Annotated in this window: 15 protein-coding genes; 6 read left to right on the top strand and 9 right to left on the bottom strand. The window is 66.2% G+C overall.

Going from position 1 to position 15,678, the window contains the following annotated elements; translation table 11 throughout:
• Positions 1-13: 13 nt before the first annotated feature.
• Positions 14-760, bottom strand: coding sequence for a helix-turn-helix transcriptional regulator (locus AC1DS0_RS00860; protein WP_476812517.1), 747 nt, complete (start codon positions 758-760; stop codon positions 14-16).
• A gap of 122 nt (positions 761-882) precedes the next feature.
• Between AC1DS0_RS00860 and AC1DS0_RS00855 the strand changes: the two genes are divergently transcribed.
• Entirely contained in the window at positions 883-1,590 is a 708-nt protein-coding gene (locus AC1DS0_RS00855) for a glutathione S-transferase family protein (RefSeq protein ID WP_476812516.1), read from the top strand.
• A 12-nt stretch (positions 1,591-1,602) separates the two neighbouring features.
• On the opposite strand, the gene AC1DS0_RS00850 is transcribed toward AC1DS0_RS00855, so the two are convergent.
• Both AC1DS0_RS00850 and AC1DS0_RS00845 read right to left on the bottom strand, forming a co-directional pair.
• The gene (locus AC1DS0_RS00850) at positions 1,603-1,965 is read right to left on the bottom strand and encodes a hypothetical protein (RefSeq protein ID WP_476812515.1); all 363 of its coding nucleotides are present in this window, start codon (positions 1,963-1,965) and stop codon (positions 1,603-1,605) included.
• Between the two features lie 121 nt (positions 1,966-2,086).
• Complete coding sequence (locus tag AC1DS0_RS00845) at positions 2,087-4,177, bottom strand: molybdopterin-dependent oxidoreductase (protein WP_476812514.1); 2,091 nt, start codon at positions 4,175-4,177, stop codon at positions 2,087-2,089.
• A gap of 226 nt (positions 4,178-4,403) precedes the next feature.
• Here AC1DS0_RS00845 and AC1DS0_RS00840 point away from each other — a divergent pair, with 226 nt between their 5' ends.
• Positions 4,404-5,228 (top strand): MipA/OmpV family protein, encoded by an 825-nt coding sequence (locus AC1DS0_RS00840; RefSeq protein ID WP_476812513.1) that lies wholly within the window; start codon positions 4,404-4,406, stop codon positions 5,226-5,228.
• Between the two features lie 75 nt (positions 5,229-5,303).
• Here the strand turns inward: AC1DS0_RS00840 and ndk are convergent, their stop codons facing one another.
• A complete protein-coding gene (ndk, locus tag AC1DS0_RS00835) occupies positions 5,304-5,726 on the bottom strand; it encodes a nucleoside-diphosphate kinase (protein WP_346359655.1) in 423 nt (140 codons plus the stop codon).
• Positions 5,727-6,003: 277 nt separating this feature from the next.
• Between ndk and AC1DS0_RS00830 the strand changes: the two genes are divergently transcribed.
• On the top strand, positions 6,004-6,546 hold the full coding sequence (locus tag AC1DS0_RS00830; protein ID WP_476812512.1) for a GNAT family N-acetyltransferase: 543 nt from the start codon (positions 6,004-6,006) through the stop codon (positions 6,544-6,546).
• Positions 6,547-6,549: 3 nt separating this feature from the next.
• On the opposite strand, the gene AC1DS0_RS00825 is transcribed toward AC1DS0_RS00830, so the two are convergent.
• Positions 6,550-6,819, bottom strand: a complete 270-nt coding sequence (locus tag AC1DS0_RS00825) for an SEL1-like repeat protein (protein WP_082613718.1) — start codon at positions 6,817-6,819, stop codon at positions 6,550-6,552.
• A 363-nt stretch (positions 6,820-7,182) separates the two neighbouring features.
• Between AC1DS0_RS00825 and AC1DS0_RS00820 the strand changes: the two genes are divergently transcribed.
• Positions 7,183-7,557 (top strand): DUF2147 domain-containing protein, encoded by a 375-nt coding sequence (locus AC1DS0_RS00820; RefSeq protein ID WP_152014442.1) that lies wholly within the window; start codon positions 7,183-7,185, stop codon positions 7,555-7,557.
• 95 nt (positions 7,558-7,652) lie between these two features.
• Here AC1DS0_RS00820 and AC1DS0_RS00815 read toward each other — a convergent pair whose 3' ends face one another.
• The 4 genes from AC1DS0_RS00815 to gatB form a co-directional block, all read right to left on the bottom strand.
• Positions 7,653-8,360: a glutathione S-transferase N-terminal domain-containing protein gene (locus AC1DS0_RS00815; RefSeq protein WP_476812511.1), complete on the bottom strand. Its 708-nt coding sequence runs from the start codon at positions 8,358-8,360 to the stop codon at positions 7,653-7,655.
• Between the two features lie 107 nt (positions 8,361-8,467).
• A complete protein-coding gene (locus AC1DS0_RS00810; RefSeq protein ID WP_476812510.1) occupies positions 8,468-8,953 on the bottom strand; it encodes an N-acetyltransferase family protein in 486 nt (161 codons plus the stop codon).
• A 34-nt stretch (positions 8,954-8,987) separates the two neighbouring features.
• Positions 8,988-9,494, bottom strand: a complete 507-nt coding sequence (locus AC1DS0_RS00805; protein ID WP_476812509.1) for an N-acetyltransferase family protein — start codon at positions 9,492-9,494, stop codon at positions 8,988-8,990.
• A complete protein-coding gene (gene gatB, locus AC1DS0_RS00800; RefSeq protein WP_476812508.1) occupies positions 9,491-10,972 on the bottom strand; it encodes an Asp-tRNA(Asn)/Glu-tRNA(Gln) amidotransferase subunit GatB in 1,482 nt (493 codons plus the stop codon). Before gatB ends, AC1DS0_RS00805 begins: the two co-directional genes overlap by 4 nt.
• Positions 10,973-11,221: 249 nt before the next feature.
• On the opposite strand from gatB, the gene AC1DS0_RS00795 reads away from it, so the two are divergent.
• Both AC1DS0_RS00795 and AC1DS0_RS00790 read left to right on the top strand, forming a co-directional pair.
• Complete coding sequence (locus tag AC1DS0_RS00795) at positions 11,222-12,355, top strand: efflux RND transporter periplasmic adaptor subunit (RefSeq protein ID WP_152014436.1); 1,134 nt, start codon at positions 11,222-11,224, stop codon at positions 12,353-12,355.
• Positions 12,356-12,489: 134 nt separating this feature from the next.
• Positions 12,490-15,675 carry an efflux RND transporter permease subunit gene (locus AC1DS0_RS00790; protein ID WP_476812507.1) on the top strand — a complete coding sequence of 1,062 codons (3,186 nt, stop codon included), beginning with the start codon at positions 12,490-12,492 and terminating at the stop codon, positions 15,673-15,675.
• Positions 15,676-15,678: the final 3 nt, after the last annotated feature.

Here is a 15,678-nt window from a genome sequence, read left to right as displayed (position 1 = left end):
ACGCGCATTCGGGCTACTGCACCGGCACCGCCTCTCCTTGCAGGGCCTGATGCTCCATCGCCCGGCGGGCGGCCGCCTCCTGCTCCTCCTTCTGCCAGCGCCGGAACAGGTCGGCGCGGCGGGCGGGATAGCGCTCCTCGCGGGCGGTGAGCTCGGCGATGCGGTCGGTGCGGAAATGGCGGAAGGCCTGCCTGAGCTCGCACCAGGCGATGACGACGCGGACCCGGTCGAAGAAGGTCATGCCGATCGGCCAGATCATCCGCCGCGATTCGGCCCCGGCCTCGTCGCGATAGGCGATGTCGAGCTTGCGGCCATTGCGGATTGCGGCGCGGATCGCGGCGGCGTCGACTTGGTCGACGATCGCCGAATCCTTGCAATAGGCCGGCGCGAACAGCGCGCCGTCGAGCAGGATCGGGCGCAAATGCGGCGGCAGCACCGCCGCGACCTTGGCGACGACGTCCTCGGCGGCGCGCGCCAGCGTCGGGTCGGCGCGCTCCGAGAGCCAGCGCATGCCGACCAGCACCGCCTCGATCTCGTCAGGCGAGAACATCAGCGGCGGCAGGTCGAAGCCGGCATCGAGGACATAGCCGATGCCGGCCTCGCCGCGCACCGGCACGCCCTGGCGCAACAGCGCGGCGATGTCGCGATAGACGGTGCGGACCGAGACATCGAGCTCGGAAGCAAGCGTCTCGGCCGTAACGGGGCGACGCCGGCGGCGCAACCCCTGAATCAGATCGAGCAAACGTTCAGCACGTTGCATGGCATAGTTCCGCTGATAGGAAGATGGCGTAAGCTGATCTTGCTCTACTCGCCCTGACATCAATTGTCAGGAGTGTGGCAGCAGCGCATGCTGCATACCGAATGCATCGGCCGGGAGGAAACATGCTGGAGCTTCACGTCTTCGGGCCCGCCTTCGGCCAGCCTGACCCGAGCCCGTTCTGCATGAAGGGCATCATCCTGATGGAGATGTCCGGCCTGCCCTACACCCGGGTTCGCGGCAATCTGCAGAAGGCGCCGAAGGGCAAGTTCCCGGTGCTGCGCGACGGTGACAAGACAATCCCCGACACCACCTTCATCCGGATGTATCTGGAGCGGAATTACAGGGTCGATTTCGACAAGGGCCTGTCAGCCGAGCAGCGCGGCACGGCCTGGGCGGTCGAGAAGATGCTCGAGGATCAGGTCTACTGGCTGGTGGTGCAGGAGCGTTGGGCCAATCCTGCCAATTTCGACCGCGGGCCGCGCCGCTTCTTCGACGCCGTGCCCGCGCCGCTGCGGCCGCTGGTCATCGCGATGATCAAGCGCCGGATCAGCCGCAATCTGCATGGCCACGGCATCGGCCGTCACAGCGACGCCGAGCGGCTGGAGCTGGGGCGGCGGGCGCTCGACGCGCTCGCCGGAATCCTTGGTGGCAATCCCTACCTGACCGGGCCCGATCCATCCGGGGCCGATGCGACGCTCGGTGCCTTCATGATCGCAGGGCTATGCGACGTCTTCGACTCGCCGATCCGTGGCGCGCTGCAGGAGCACGCCAACCTCGTCGCCTATGCCGGGCGCATGCGCTCGCGCTATTTCAAGGAAGCGGCGGCGTAGGCCGCCGTCCTGTCAGGGCCGCTTAAGCTTGCAGCGGTCGATGAACTCGAAGCCCTTCTCGCGGGCCGAGTCGTTGAAATAGCCGGTGTCGCGAAAGGCCTGGAGCTCGTCCTTGGTCATGGCGTTGACCGTGCCCTTGGCGTAGCAGCTGCACGGGGTGTGCACGGCCTCGCGGGTCGTGCTCATCAGCTGCGACTGGGTGACCAGGCAGGCGTCGAAGGCACGCAGCTGGATCATGTAGGGCGTCAGGTTCTTCGCCGTCGGATCCGGTGGCGGCAGGGAACTCGTGCTGCCGGCAGCCAACGCCGCTCCGGCGGAAACCAGCAAGGACAACCCAGCGGCCCAGAGGACCGCACCAACCCGCCGCTTGATCATTGTTCGCACTGTCCGTTTCCGCGGCTCAAGCCCGGGAGACCCGAATCTCCCCTTGACAGGCCATGCCGTCGCCCGGGCGCGGATGGTCCATAGCGCCAGCGAAAAAGCAATGACGCAAAGGTCACACCGCCTTGCGAATCCAGACCTTGTTGTCGTGGAAGGCGGCGCCGCCATAGGGCGCCGGCGAGTCGGCGCCGGTGATAGTGTTGATGCCGCGGCCGCCGCGATGGGCGCCGTTCGGCCAGATCGATTCGGCGATGGCGACACCACGCACCAGCCCGTCGAACAGCACCGCGTCGAGCTCGACCGTGCCGCGCCGGTTGCCGACCGTGACATGGTCGCCCGCGGCGATGCCGAGCGCCGCCGCATCGGCCGGATGCAGCATCAATGTCGGCGCGCCTTCCTTCTTCTGCGAGGTCGGCGTCTCGGTGAAGCTCGAGTTCAGGAAGTTGCGCGCCGGGCTGGTGGCGAGCCGGAACGGATGCTCGGCGTCGGCCGCTTCGATCACCGCCCAATGATCGGGCAATGAGGGCAGCGTCTCGTGCGGGCCGACCAGGCCGGCATTGCTGTTCGGCACCTTGGTCCAGTCCGGCTTGAAGCGGAACTTGCCGCCCGGCCAGCCGAAGCCCTTGAGATAATGCGCCGTCTCGAAATCCGGCTGGATGTCGATGAAATCATTGGCGACCAGCTCTTCGAGCGTGCCGCGACCGGTCTCCTGCAAGGTCCAGTCGACGATTTCACGCGGCGTCATGCTGAAACCGCGATGCTCGGCGCCGAGGCGCTGCGCCAGGGCGCAGATCAGCTCATGGTTGGAGCGGCATTCGCCCGGCGGGTCGACGAGCTTGCCGCCCCACATGATGTGCTGGTGGCCGCCGCCCTGATAGAGGTCGTCATGCTCCATGAACTGCGTCGCCGGCAGCACGATGTCGGCCATCTGCGCGGTCTCGGTCATGAACTGCTCATGCACGACGGTGAAGAGGTCGTCGCGGGCAAAGCCGCGCTTCACAAGCTCCTGCTCGGGCGCGACCGTGACCGGATTGGTGTTCTGGATGAACAGCGCCTTGACCGGTCCGCCCTGGCGCAGTGCCTGCGCATCGCCGGTGAGGACGCGGCCGATCTGCGACTGGTCGAGCTGGCGCACGCTGCGGTCGACTTTGTCGAGCCCCTCGATCAGGCCCTTGCGCCATTTGTAGATGCCGCTGTTCGAGTGGAAGGCGCCGCCGCCCTCGTACTGCCAGGCCCCGGTCACGGTCGGGATGCAGGAGGCCGCGTGGATGTTGACCGAGCCGTTGCGCTGGCGGGCAAAGCCATAGCCGAGGCGGAAGAAGCTCTTCTTGCGCGTGCCGACGAGGGTGGCGAATTCCTCGATCTCGGCGACGCTGAGGCCGGTGATCGCCGCCGCCCATTCCGGGGTGCGGGTGGCAAGATGGGCCTCCAGCTCCTCCGGAGCATCCGCGAAGCGGGCGAGATAGTCGCGATCGGCATGGCCGTCGCGGAAGAGCACATGCATGACGGCGCAGGCGAGAGCACCGTCCGTGCCGGGCTTGAGGACGAGCGGCAGATCGGCCTGGTCGAGCGTGGCGTTGCGGTAGATGTCGATCGCAACGATCTTCGCGCCCCGCTCCTTCCGCGCCTTGACGGCGTGGTGCATGACGTTGACCTGCGTGTGCACCGGATTGGTGCCCCAGATCACCACGCAGTCCGATTTCGCCATCTCGCGCGGATCGGGGCCGGCGAGTCGGCCGGTGCCGGCGATGAAGCCGGTCCAGGCCGTCGTCGTGCAGATCGTCGAGAACTGGCCGGAATAGCGCTTGGCGTGGCGCAGGCGGTTGATGCCGTCGCGCATCACGAGGCCCATGGTGCCGGCATAGTAATAGGGCCAGACCGCCTCGGCGCCATGTTCGGCCTCGATCGCAAGGAAACGCCTGCTGATCTCGTCCAGCGCCTCGTCCCAGGAGATGCGCTCGAAGGCGCCGGAGGCCTTCGGGCCGGCGCGGCGCAATGGATGCAGCAGCCGGTCCGGGTGATGGATGCGCTCGGCGTAGCGGGCGACCTTGGCGCAGATCACACCGTCCGTGTAGCTCTGGCGCTTATTGCCGCGGACACGGCCGATCGTCCGGCCGTCGATGACCTCGACCTCGAGCGAGCAGGCCGAGGGGCAATCATGCGGGCAGACCGAAGGCAGGCGCGCGATACGAGGAAGCTCTGTCATGCCTCCTTCCTAGAACAGGTCCAGGGTCGGCGGAAGCCGGGCGGTTGCATTGCCCTGCGGCGGCGGCGCAAGGTGCCTTTATCCGGCGGCTGGGGATTCGGCCGGGCCATCAGCCAAACGAGCAGCGATGCCGCAGGCGGCTGCTCGTCAACTCCGGGTTAAGACTAATGATTCAAGTTGACCGCATCCGAGTAGTCCAAGGCGCTCACGCGCCGGAGTTCTGACGATGCGTTGCGTTGCGTTCCTTGCCGGCCTTGCAGCCGCCTGCCTTTCCCTGGCGCTGACCGCGCCGGCGAAGGCACAGTCCTCCCAGTATGCGCAGTACACCTCGCCCGAGCAGGTGCAGAACTGGCATCTGACGCTGGGCGCCGGCCTGCGCTACCAACCGGACTATTCCGGCTCGAACGACTACGTCTTCCGGCCACGGCCGATCATCTCGCTGGGGCGCGGCACCAAGAGCACCTGGTGGACCTCCGAGGACGACGCGATCAGCATCGGCTTCTTCTCGGGTCAGGCTTGGCGCGTCGGTTTCTCCGGCAACCTGCTCTGGCAGCGCAAGGCCGACACCAATGTCGCCCTGCGCATCATGGGCGTGCCCGACACCAAGTTCGGTGCCGAGGCCGGCGCCTTCGTCGAATTCTACCCGACCTCCTGGCTGCGCACCCGCATCGACCTGCGCCGCGGCATCGTCGCCCATGATGCGATGGTGGCCGAGGCCAAGGTCGACGTCTTCCAGCGCATCGGCGCCTGGTCGCTCGGCGTCGGCCCGCGCATGACCATCGTCGGCGCCGACTATGTCCGCACCTATTTCGGCGGCACGACCGCAGGCACCGGCGGCCTGCTGCAGCGCTACAATGCCGGCGTGCACTCGGTCGGTGCGATCGCGCAGGCGACCTATCACTGGTCCGACAAGCTGCAGACCACCGCCTATGTCGAATACAAGCGCCTGATGGGCGATGCCGCCAAGACGCCGATCGTCAAGGCCTTCGGTGACCGCGATTCCGTCACCTTCGGCATCTCGGCGAGCTACGCCTTCGATCTCGGCTTCTGAGGCGCTTCAGCCAGGCAAAGAAAAAGGGCGGGTCCAGCGGACCCGCCCTTCTTGTTTCCAGAACGGACTATCGGCTCAGCCGACGATCTCGTTGCCAGCGAAGAACTGCGCGATCTCGATCGCGGCGGTCTCCGGCGCGTCCGAGCCGTGCACGGTGTTCTCGCCGACCGACTGGGCGAAGAGCTTGCGGACGGTGCCATCGGCGGCATTGGCCGGGTTGGTCGCGCCCATCACTTCACGGTACTTGGCGATCGCGTCCTCGCCTTCGAGAACCTGCACGACGACTGGGCCCGAGGTCATGAACTCGACGAGCTCGCCGAAGAAGGGGCGCTCCTTGTGGACGGCGTAGAAGGTCTGCGCCTGCGCCGTGGTCATCTGGATGCGCTTCTGCGCGACGATGCGCAGGCCGGCCTTCTCGATGACCGCGTTGACCGCGCCGGTGAGGTTGCGCTTCGTCGCGTCGGGCTTGAGGATGGAGAAGGTACGCTGGACAGCCATCGTTATTATCCTTGCGGGAAATCGGGGGAATGCGGCGCGCTTATAGCGATGCCCTCCCCCGGCCACAAGGCTGCGACCACCTTGTCGGCGCGCGATCTGCCGTTATGATCCGCGCCATGATCGCCGCAACCGCCCTCGTAATCCTGATGTCGACGCACCTGGAAGGGTGTGCGGGATCGGCGTTGCGCTAAGTACGCAGCGATCATCCCTCGCAAACCCTGCCGCGGCGAGCAGGGTTCGATGGAATTCGGCTCTCCCGGTCATCTCGGAGAGCAGCATGACACTGACAAGAGCCGATCAACCCGACCAGGCGAAACAGCTACCTGGCTCCAGCCGGCTGCTGATCCGGGCTGCGCGCAGCGATGACCTGGAAGCGCTGACAGCGCTGGTCAACCTGCCGGGCTTTCGTGCCGGCACCTTGCGCCTGCCCTATCAACGCACCGAAGTGACGCGACGCTGGCTGGAGGATCCGAACACCGATGGGCTCAACATCGTCGCGCTTCGCGACGGCGAGCTGGTCGGCCAGGCCGGCTTCGAGCGCTATCGCGGTCGAAGGTCCCATGTCGCGTATATCGGCATCGGCGTGCATGACGATCATCATGGCACCGGCATCGGCACGGCACTGCTCGGCGAACTCGTCGATTCTGCCGACAACTGGTTCGGCCTGAAGCGGCTCGAACTGACGGTCTACGCCGACAACGCGGCGGCGATCGCGCTCTACCGCAAATTCGGTTTCGAACCGGAAGGGCTTCTGCGCGCCTACGCTTTCCGCGCCGGCGCCTATGCCGATGCGCTCACCATGGCGCGGCTGCGAAGCTGAAGCTCAGTGCCGGGTCAGGAACCGGCGGGCCTCGCGCAGCGCCTCGGCGACCTCGTCGCGGCTCATCTCCAGCGCCAGCTCGGAACGATGCGAGGCGGCGCGAGCACAGCCCTTGGCGAAGGCGACGTTGAACCAGGTCTGCGCCGCGACCAGATCGACCGGGCCGGAGCGGCCGGACGCATGCATCAGGCCGAGCTCGTAATAGGCGTCGGCGGAGGCTTCCATCGGGATCGCCAGCGAGGCCGGGATCGCGCTCATTTCCATGCGTGCCATGACAAACTCTCCCTGTTTTCCTTCGATGCCAGCCCGTTTGGAGGCCGCGGCTTGTGAGGAGAGGTTCGGGCCGGGCGGTAAAACAACCCGCTAAATTTTGAGATGAATCGAAGCTCAACGAGTCGCAAACGAGCGGTTAAAGCAAGATTCGATTCAGACTCATTCTGCCAATTCACAAGCGATTTCAATATGATCGAAATTCGGCAGCGACTGGCGTGTCAACCCGCGATTCACCTTGCCCCAAGGTCAGCCTGACGAGCACGCCTTCATGAAGTGCCATCTTGGAAGCCAGCGCGGCTTCGGATATGGTTTATATCTGAACCATCTGAGCGACGAAGATCGCCATCACCGAGGAGGAACGCCATGGCCATTCGCCCCATCATCACCGCTGCCGGCCTGCTGCTCGCGCTCGCCGTTCCCGCTGCAGCGCAGGATGTCACCGGCACCTGGCTGCGCGACACCGGCGCTTCCAAGGTGCGCTTCACCAAATGCGGCGAGGCGATGTGCGGCACGATCTCCTGGCTCAAGGAAGCCAATGGCCCGGCCAAGGTCGGCCAGCGCATCTTCTACGACATGAAGCCGGCCAGTGCCGGCAAGTGGAACGGCAGCGCCTTCAATCCCGAGGACGGCAAGACCTATTCCGGCACGATGTCGCTCTCGGGCGACACGCTGACCACCGCCGGCTGCGTCTTCGGCGGGATGATCTGCCGTTCGGTGAAGTGGTCGCGCAGCAACTGATTGCTCAGGAGCGTCATCCTCGGGCGAAGCGAAGCGCAGACCCGAGGATTTCTCGTTCGGAGATGCTCGGGTCAAGGCCGAGCATGACGCTCGGCTCAGCGCGCCTTCTGGCCGAACAGAACAGCCTTTTCCTCCGGCGTCGAGATGCCGGCCGGGTTGCGCAATTCCTCGGCGACGGCGATGCCGCGCTTCACGGCGGGACGGGCCAGCACCGTGTCGAGCCAGCGCCCGACATTGGGGAACTGCTTGATGTCCTGGCCCTGGCGCTCCCAGCCGCGGGCCCAGCCGACGCAGGCCATGTCGGCGATCGAATACGCGTCGCAGATATAGTCGCGGCCTTCGAGGCGCCTGTTCAGCACGCCATAGAGGCGGTTGGCCTCGTTGGTGTAGCGATCGATCGCGTAGGGCACCTTCTCCGGCGCGTAGATGCGGAAATGGTGGGTCTGGCCGAGCATCGGGCCGAAGCCGCCCATCTGCCAGAACAGCCATTCGTCGACGGCGACGCGACCGCGCTCGTCCGTCGGATAGAACTTTCCGGTCTTGCGGCCGAGATATTGCAGGATCGCGCCGGATTCGAAGATCGAGATCGGCTTGCCGTCCGGCCCGTCGGGATCGACGATCGCCGGCATGCGGTTGTTCGGCGAGATCGCCAGGAATTCCGGCTTGAACTGGTCGCCCTTGCCGATGTTCACCGGGATCACATTATAGGGCAGCCCGGTCTCCTCGAGCATGATGGTGATCTTCCAGCCGTTCGGCGTCGGCCAGTAATGGAGATCGATCGGCTTGCCCTGCACTGCTGCCATGTCCCAGTCCTCGCGGGTTGTTGCGGGTCGAGAGGATATCTAGGTCGTGAGCCCCGCCAGCGTAAGCGCCGGGGCCGTGCGCCCGGAGCGGGCGCGGCATGCGGCGCTCACAGCACCAGCTTGAAGCCCTCATGGCTCTGGTTGAAGCCGATGCGGAGGTAGAAGCGATGCGCCGCCTCGCGCGCCTTGTCCGAGGTGAGCTCGACCAGGCCGGCGCCCTTCTGGCGGGCGACCTCGACGGCATGGGCGACCATGGCCTCGCCGACGCGCCGGCCGCGCAGGTCGGGGTGGACATGGACGCTCTCGAGCTTGGCGCGCTTGCGGCCGCGATAGGCCAGGCCCGGGATCAGGGTGAGCTGCAAGGTGCCGACGACCTTGCCGTCGAGTTCGGCAACGAAAAGCGTATTGTAGGGGCTGGCGTCGACTTCCGCGAAGGCGGCGAGATAGGCTGGATTCTGCGCCTCCTCCTCGATCTCAGCGAGCGTGCGCGTCTGCGTAGCGGCGCCCAGCATGATCAGGGTGGCGACGCGCGCGGCATCCTCCCGCCGCGCCTCGCGCATCGTCACGGCGGCAAGATCAGCTGCCTCGGTCATCATCGTCTCCATCGGGGATTCGCCAGGCCTGCGCTCAGATCATCACCAGGCGCTTCGCCATGATCAGCGTATTGGGCGTGTCCTCGCGCCCGTCGAAGCGGGCCTGGCGCTGCAGGAAGAAGCCCATGCGCTCGTAGAACGCGATGGCGAGCTCGTTCTGGCTCTCGACCTCCAACCGCGCCACCGGCGCATCGGGAAAGCAGGCGAGCGCGACCTGCAGCAGCGTGCGCCCGATGCCCTCGCCCTGCCTGGTCGGCGAGACATAGAGCCGGGTCAGCATGGCGGCGCGGTCGGCTTCGCGCCGGGCCGAGGCGGTGCCGACGACTTCCTCGCCCAGAAGCGCGACCAGGAAGATGCCGCTGTCGCGGCCGAGCTGGGCATTCAGCGCGTCGAGCGAATGCCAGGCATTGGTGATCTCGGCGACACGGCGCCAGCCATAGATGCCGTCATAGGTGTCGTGCCAGGTCTCAACCAAAAGCGAGCGGACCGCCGGCAGATCGGCGGCGAGCGCATCGCGGATGATCAAGTCCTTCTGCGTCACTCGATGCCTAGCTTCTTCTTCAGGATCTCGTTCAGCGCCTGCGGGTTGGCCTTGCCGCCCGAGGCCTTCATCGCCTGGCCGACGAACCAGCCCAGCATGGTCGGCTTCGCCTTGACCTGCTCGACCTTGTCCGGGTTGGCGGCGATGATCTCATCGACCGCCTTCTCGATCGCGCCAGTGTCGGTGACCTGCTTCATGCCGCGGGCCTCGACGATCTCGCGCGGGTCGCCGCCTTCGGTCCAGACGATCTCGAACAGGTCCTTGGCGATCTTGCCGGAGATGACGCCCTCGCCGATCAGGTCGACGAGACCGCCGAGCTGCGCCGCCGAGACCGGCGAATCCGCGACGTCCTTGCCTTCCTTGTTGAGGCGGCCGAACAGCTCGTTGATCACCCAGTTGGCAGCGGCCTTGCCGTCGCGCCCCTTGGCGACCGCCTCGAAATAGTCGGCCTGCTCGCGCTCGGCGACGAGGACCGAGGCGTCATAGGGCGAAAGCCCGTACTGCGCGATGAAGCGACCCTTCTTGGCGTCGGGCAGCTCCGGCAGCTGCGCCTTCAGCTCGGCGACGAAGGCGTCGTCGAACTCCAGCGGCAGCAGGTCCGGATCGGGGAAGTAGCGATAGTCGTGCGCCTCTTCCTTGGAGCGCAGCGAGCGGGTCTCGCCCTTGCCGGGATCATAGAGGCGGGTTTCCTGGTCGATCGTGCCGCCATCCTCGAGGATGCCGATCTGGCGGCGGGCCTCGACCTCGATCGACTGGCCGATGAAGCGGATCGAGTTGACGTTCTTGATCTCGCAGCGCGTGCCGAAGGGCGCGCCCGGCTTGCGCACGGAGACGTTGACGTCGGCGCGCAGGTTGCCCTTCTCCATGTCGCCGTCGCAGGAGCCGATATAGCGCAGGATGGTGCGCAGCTTCGAGACATAGGCCTTGGCCTCGTCAGCCGAGCGCAGGTCCGGCTTGGAGACGATCTCCATCAGCGCCACGCCCGAGCGGTTGAGGTCGACGAAGCTCATGGTCGGATGCTGGTCGTGCATCGACTTGCCGGCGTCCTGCTCGAGATGCAGGCGCTCGATGCCGACGCTGATCTGCTCGGTCGGCGACAGGTCGACCGCGATCTCGCCCTCGCCGACGACCGGGTGCTTGTACTGGCTGATCTGGTAGCCCTGCGGCAGGTCGGGGTAGAAATAGTTCTTGCGGTCGAAGACCGAGCGCTTGTTGATCTGGGCGTTGAGGCCGAGCCCGGTGCGGACCGCCTGGCGCACGCATTCCTCGTTGATCACCGGCAGCATGCCCGGCATCGCCGCATCGACCAGGCTGACATGGGCGTTCGGCTCGCCGCCGAAGGCGGTCGAGGAGCCCGAGAACAGCTTGGCGTTGGAAGTGACCTGCGCATGGATCTCGAGGCCGATCACGATTTCCCAGTCGCCGGTCGCACCCTTGATCAGCTTCTTGGGGTCGGCGGGGCGGACATGCGCATTCATGAGGGGACTTCCACGAGATGTTGCTGCTGACGCTGTCGCGTGCGTCCCTCAGGTAGAGCTTCGGCCCGTCGCCAGCAAGCGCCTGTTGTACCGGTTCCAGCCGGCGATGGAGCGAACATGGCCCGTTCGGGTGAAAATTGCAGCAAAATGTCGAGTGAAGAAACTTGACAATCGTCAGTGTGATGGAGTTGTTGCGCATTGGCCGGAAACCGTGAAGGTTGCGCCGCGCCCGCATTTTCGGAGTTTCACATGATCCGCCGCTCCAGCCGGGCCCTCGTTGCCCTGGCGGCCCTGCTCCCGGCCCTCTCAGCCGAGGCCCTCGCCCAAGGTGCGCCGCCGGCTCCGCCGGTCACGGTCGCGACCCCACTCGCCAAGCGCGTCACCAACTGGGACGAGTTCACCGGCCGCTTCGAAGCCAGCGAACAGGTCGAAGTCCGCGCCCGCGTCTCCGGATTCCTCGATTCGGTGCATTTCCGCGACGGCGACCTGGTCAAGGCCGGCGACCTGCTCTTCACCATCGACCAGCGGCCCTACAAGCTCGCCGTCGATGCCTCCCGGGCCGAGGTGGCGCGCGCCAAGGCGCAGGTCGACCTCAACCAGAACGAGGTCGAGCGCGCCGAGGCGCTGACGCAGAACCGCACCATCACCGCCCGCGACATCGACCAGCGTCGTGCCAACCTGAACGGCGCGATCGCCAGCCAGCAGGCGGCCGAGGCCAATCTGAAGACGGCCGAGCTCAACCTCGAATGGACGCAGGTGCGGGCGCCGCTCGCCGGCCGCGTCTCGAACAAGCGCGTCGACCAGGGCAACCTGATCGCCGGCGGCCAGTCGGGCGCGACGCTGCTGACCACGATCGTCGCCGTCGATCCGATCAAGTTCGTCTTCGACGCCTCGGAGGCCGACTATCTGCGCTATGCGAAGTCGCAGGATCTGCGGAAGCCCGGCACGCCGGTGCGCGTGCGGCTTTCGAGCGAAACCAAATGGGACCGCGAAGGCAAGATCGACTTCGTCGACAACGCGCTGAACGCCCGCTCGGCGACGATCCGGACCCGCGCGGTCTTCCCGAATCCTGACGGGCAGCTGACGCCTGGGACCTTCGGGCGGCTGCGGCTCTTCGCCGGCGAAGGCGACGCGTTGCTGGTGCCGGATGCGGTCATCGTCTCCGACCAGGCCAACAAGATCGTGTTCACGGTCGGCGCCGACAACAAGGTGGTGCCGAAGCCGGTTCAGCTCGGCGCGATCAGTGACGGGCTGCGCGTCATTACCAAGGGCCTGGCTGCGAGCGACAAGGTGATCGTGAACGGCATCGCCAATCCGATGGTGCGCCCGGGCGTCGCTGTGACGCCGCAGCCGACCGAGATCAAGGCGGCCGCCGCCAACTGACGGCCGCAACAGGCCGTACCAAAGAGCGGACGGCATTGTCCGTCCGCCCTGCCCAAGCCTTCGTGTTCGCCGCAATTCCGAACGGAAAACTGGTCTCCACTTTTCCTGGAATTGCTTAAGGCCAGGACCATCGCATGTTCCGCTTCGCCCATTTCTTCATCGACAGGCCGATCTTCGCGACCGTGCTCTCGGTGCTGCTGACGATCGCCGGCGCCATCACGCTGCGCACCCTGCCGATCGCCGAATATCCCGAGATCGCGCCGCCGACCGTCACGATCACCGCGAACTATCCGGGCGCCTCGGCCGAGGTCGTCGCCTCGACGGTGGCCGCGCCGATCGAACAGGAAGTCAACGGCGTCGACGACATGCTCTACATCTCGTCGCAGTCGACCGGCGACGGGCGCGTGACGATCAACGTCGTCTTCAAGGCCGGCACCGACGTCGACCAGGCCCAGGTGCTCGTCCAGAACCGCGTCTCCGCGGCCGAGCCGCGCCTGCCGCAGGAAGTCCGCACGCTCGGCCTGCAGGTCCGCAAGGCCTCGCCGGACTTCCTGATGGTCATCCACATGCTGTCTCCGGACGGCTCGCGCGACCAGCAATATGTCTCGAACTACACCACGCTGAACGTCAAGGACGTGCTGACCCGCGTCGAGGGCGTCGGCGACGTCCAGGTCTTCGGTGCGCGCGACTATGCGATGCGCGTCTGGCTCGATCCCGCCAAGGTCGCGGCGCGTAACCTGACCGCCGGCGACGTCGTCGCGGCGATCCGCGCCGCCAACATCCAGGTCGCGGCGGGTGCGATCAACCAGCCTCCGGCGAAGTCGGACGGGGCTTTCCAGCTCTCGGTCAACACGCTCGGACGCCTGACCAGCATCGACGAGTTCTACAACATCGTCGTCCGCTCTGATGCCGCCGGCGGTACGATCCGTGTGCGCGACGTCGCCCGGGTCGAGCTCGGCGCGCAGGACTATCTGTCGAACTCCTATCTCGACAACAAGGAGGCCGTCGCGATCGGCGTCTTCCAGCGCCCAGGGACGAATGCGCTGGCGGCCTCCGAGGCGCTCATCAAGACGATGCAGACGCTGTCGAAGAACTTCCCGGCCGGCGTCGAGTACACCATCGTCTACAACCCGACCGAGTTCATCAGGGAATCTGTCTCGGCCGTCGTCGCGACGCTGCTCGAAGCGATCGTGCTCGTCGTGATCGTCGTGATCCTGTTCCTGCAGACCTGGCGCGCCGCGATCATCCCGATCATCGCGATCCCGGTCTCGCTGGTCGGCACCTTCCTGATCATGAGTGCGGTCGGAATCTCCTTCAACACGATCTCGCTGCTGGCGCTCGTGCTGGCCATCGGCATCGTCGTCGACGACGCGATCGTCGTGGTCGAGAACGTCGAGCGCTATCTGGCGCAGGGAATGAGCGCGGTCGACGCAGCACACAAGACGATGGACGAGGTCGGCGGCGCGCTGCTGGCGATCGCCCTCGTGCTCTGCGCCGTGTTCATCCCGACCGCCTTCATCACCGGCCTGCAAGGCACCTTCTACCAGCAGTTCGCAGTCACGATCGCGGCCTCGACGGCGATCTCCTGCTTCGTCTCGCTGACCCTGTCGCCGGCCCTGGCGGCGATCCTCCTGAAGCCGCACAGCCATGAGGAGCCGAAGGGCTTCCTGGCGATGCTCAGCGCGCCGCTGCGCTGGTTCTTCAAGTACTTCAACAAGGCCTTCGACTGGCTTTCGCACGCTTACGGCTCGGCGACCTCGCGCCTGATCCGTTTCGGCGTGATCATGCTGCTGGTCTATGCGGGCTTGATTGCGGTCGCCGGCCAACGGCTCGCCGCAATCCCGACCGGCCTCGTCCCGCAGCTCGACCGCGGCTACTTCATCGCGGTCTTCCAGCTGCCGCCCGGCTCCTCCCTGCCCCGAACCGACGCGGTCATCCGCAAGGCGACCGATGTCCTGCTGTCGCGGCCGGGCGTCGCCCATGCCGTCGCCTTCGCCGGCCTCGACGGCGCGACCTTCACGCTTGCCCCCAATGCCGGCGTCGCCTTCGTCACGCTCACCGACTTCAAGGAACGGGCCAAGCAGGGTCTCACCACCCAGGGCATCCTCAACGATCTGCGTACCCAGCTGTTCTCGATCGGCGAGGCTTTCGCGCTGATCATCGAGCCCCCGGCGGTTCCCGGCATCGGCAATGGCGGCGGTCTCAAGGGTTATGTCCAGGATCGTGGCGGCAAGGGCCTGGCAGCGCTGGAAGGCGCGACCTGGGCCGTGGCCGGGACAGCGGGCCAGACGCCCGGCATCCAGCAGCCCTTCACGCTGTTCTCGACCAGGACGCCGCAGATCTATGCCGATATCGACCGGACCAAGGCGGAGATGCTCGGAGTCCCAGTGACGCGCGTGTTCGAGACGCTGTCGATCTATATGGGCTCGGCCTATGTGAACGACTTCAACATCCTCGGCCGCACCTTCCGGGTCACGGCCCAGGCCGACAATCCGCAGCGTCTCGATATCCGCGACGTCGCCGATCTCAAGACGCGCAATGCCGATGGCGAGATGGTGCCGATCGGCTCGGTCGCGACTTTCTCCGACACGACCGGCGCCTATCGCGTGCCGCGCTACAACCTCTATCCGGCGGCTGAAGTGCAGATGTCGATGGCGCGCGGCTACTCGACCGGCCAGGGCATCGCGGCGGTGGAGAAAATCGCGAGCCAGGTGCTGCCGGCCGGCTTCGGCTTCGAATGGACCGAGATCGCGCTGCAGGAGAAGCTCGCCGGCAATACCGCGATCATCGCCTTCGGCCTCGCCGTCGTCTTCGTCTTCCTCTTGCTGGCGGCGTTGTACGAAAGCTGGACCTTGCCGCTGGCGGTCATCCTGATCGTGCCGATGTGTATCCTCGCGGCGATGATCGGCGTCGGCTACAAGGACTTCGACCGCAACGTGCTCGTCGATATCGGCCTTGTCGTGCTCGTCGGCCTCGCGGCGAAGAACGCGATCCTGATCGTCGAGTTCGCCAAGCAGGCCGAGGACGAGGGCATGAGCCGGCGCGATGCCGCGATCGCGGCGGCCCGGACCCGGCTGCGGCCGATCCTGATGACCTCGCTCGCCTTCATCCTCGGCGTTCTGCCGCTGACGACTTCTGTCGGCGCCGGCGCGGAAATGCGGCAGGTTCTGGGTATCGCCGTGTTCTCCGGCATGATCGGCGTCACCTTGTTCGGCCTGCTGTTCACCCCGGTGTTCTACGTCGTGGTGCGCTGGCTCGCCGAGCTCGGCAGCCGCAAGAAGCCGGCCGAGCCGAAGCAGGCGACGCCGCAGGCACACTGACGA

This window comes from Allobosea sp. P4_H5 (assembly GCF_056400825.1).
The sequence above is the reverse complement of the archived record's forward strand: the minus strand, read 5'-3'. Positions and strand labels throughout refer to the sequence as shown.

What these genes read in the sequence shown, in the direction of transcription:
- ndk (WP_346359655.1), bottom strand. Translation starts at nt 5,726, where the DNA reads ATGGCTGTCCAGCGTACCTTCTCCATCCTCAAGCCCGACGCGACGAAG.
- AC1DS0_RS00815 (WP_476812511.1), bottom strand. Translation starts at nt 8,360, where the DNA reads ATGGCAGCAGTGCAGGGCAAGCCGATCGATCTCCATTACTGGCCGACG.
- gatB (WP_476812508.1), bottom strand. Translation starts at nt 10,972, where the DNA reads ATGAATGCGCATGTCCGCCCCGCCGACCCCAAGAAGCTGATCAAGGGT.
- AC1DS0_RS00825 (WP_082613718.1), bottom strand. Translation starts at nt 6,819, where the DNA reads ATGGCACGCATGGAAATGAGCGCGATCCCGGCCTCGCTGGCGATCCCG.
- AC1DS0_RS00820 (WP_152014442.1), top strand. Translation starts at nt 7,183, where the DNA reads ATGGCCATTCGCCCCATCATCACCGCTGCCGGCCTGCTGCTCGCGCTC.
- AC1DS0_RS00810 (WP_476812510.1), bottom strand. Translation starts at nt 8,953, where the DNA reads ATGACCGAGGCAGCTGATCTTGCCGCCGTGACGATGCGCGAGGCGCGG.
- AC1DS0_RS00830 (WP_476812512.1), top strand. Translation starts at nt 6,004, where the DNA reads ATGACACTGACAAGAGCCGATCAACCCGACCAGGCGAAACAGCTACCT.
- AC1DS0_RS00860 (WP_476812517.1), bottom strand. Translation starts at nt 760, where the DNA reads ATGCAACGTGCTGAACGTTTGCTCGATCTGATTCAGGGGTTGCGCCGC.
- AC1DS0_RS00855 (WP_476812516.1), top strand. Translation starts at nt 883, where the DNA reads ATGCTGGAGCTTCACGTCTTCGGGCCCGCCTTCGGCCAGCCTGACCCG.
- AC1DS0_RS00840 (WP_476812513.1), top strand. Translation starts at nt 4,404, where the DNA reads ATGCGTTGCGTTGCGTTCCTTGCCGGCCTTGCAGCCGCCTGCCTTTCC.
- AC1DS0_RS00845 (WP_476812514.1), bottom strand. Translation starts at nt 4,177, where the DNA reads ATGACAGAGCTTCCTCGTATCGCGCGCCTGCCTTCGGTCTGCCCGCAT.
- AC1DS0_RS00850 (WP_476812515.1), bottom strand. Translation starts at nt 1,965, where the DNA reads ATGATCAAGCGGCGGGTTGGTGCGGTCCTCTGGGCCGCTGGGTTGTCC.
- AC1DS0_RS00790 (WP_476812507.1), top strand. Translation starts at nt 12,490, where the DNA reads ATGTTCCGCTTCGCCCATTTCTTCATCGACAGGCCGATCTTCGCGACC.
- AC1DS0_RS00795 (WP_152014436.1), top strand. Translation starts at nt 11,222, where the DNA reads ATGATCCGCCGCTCCAGCCGGGCCCTCGTTGCCCTGGCGGCCCTGCTC.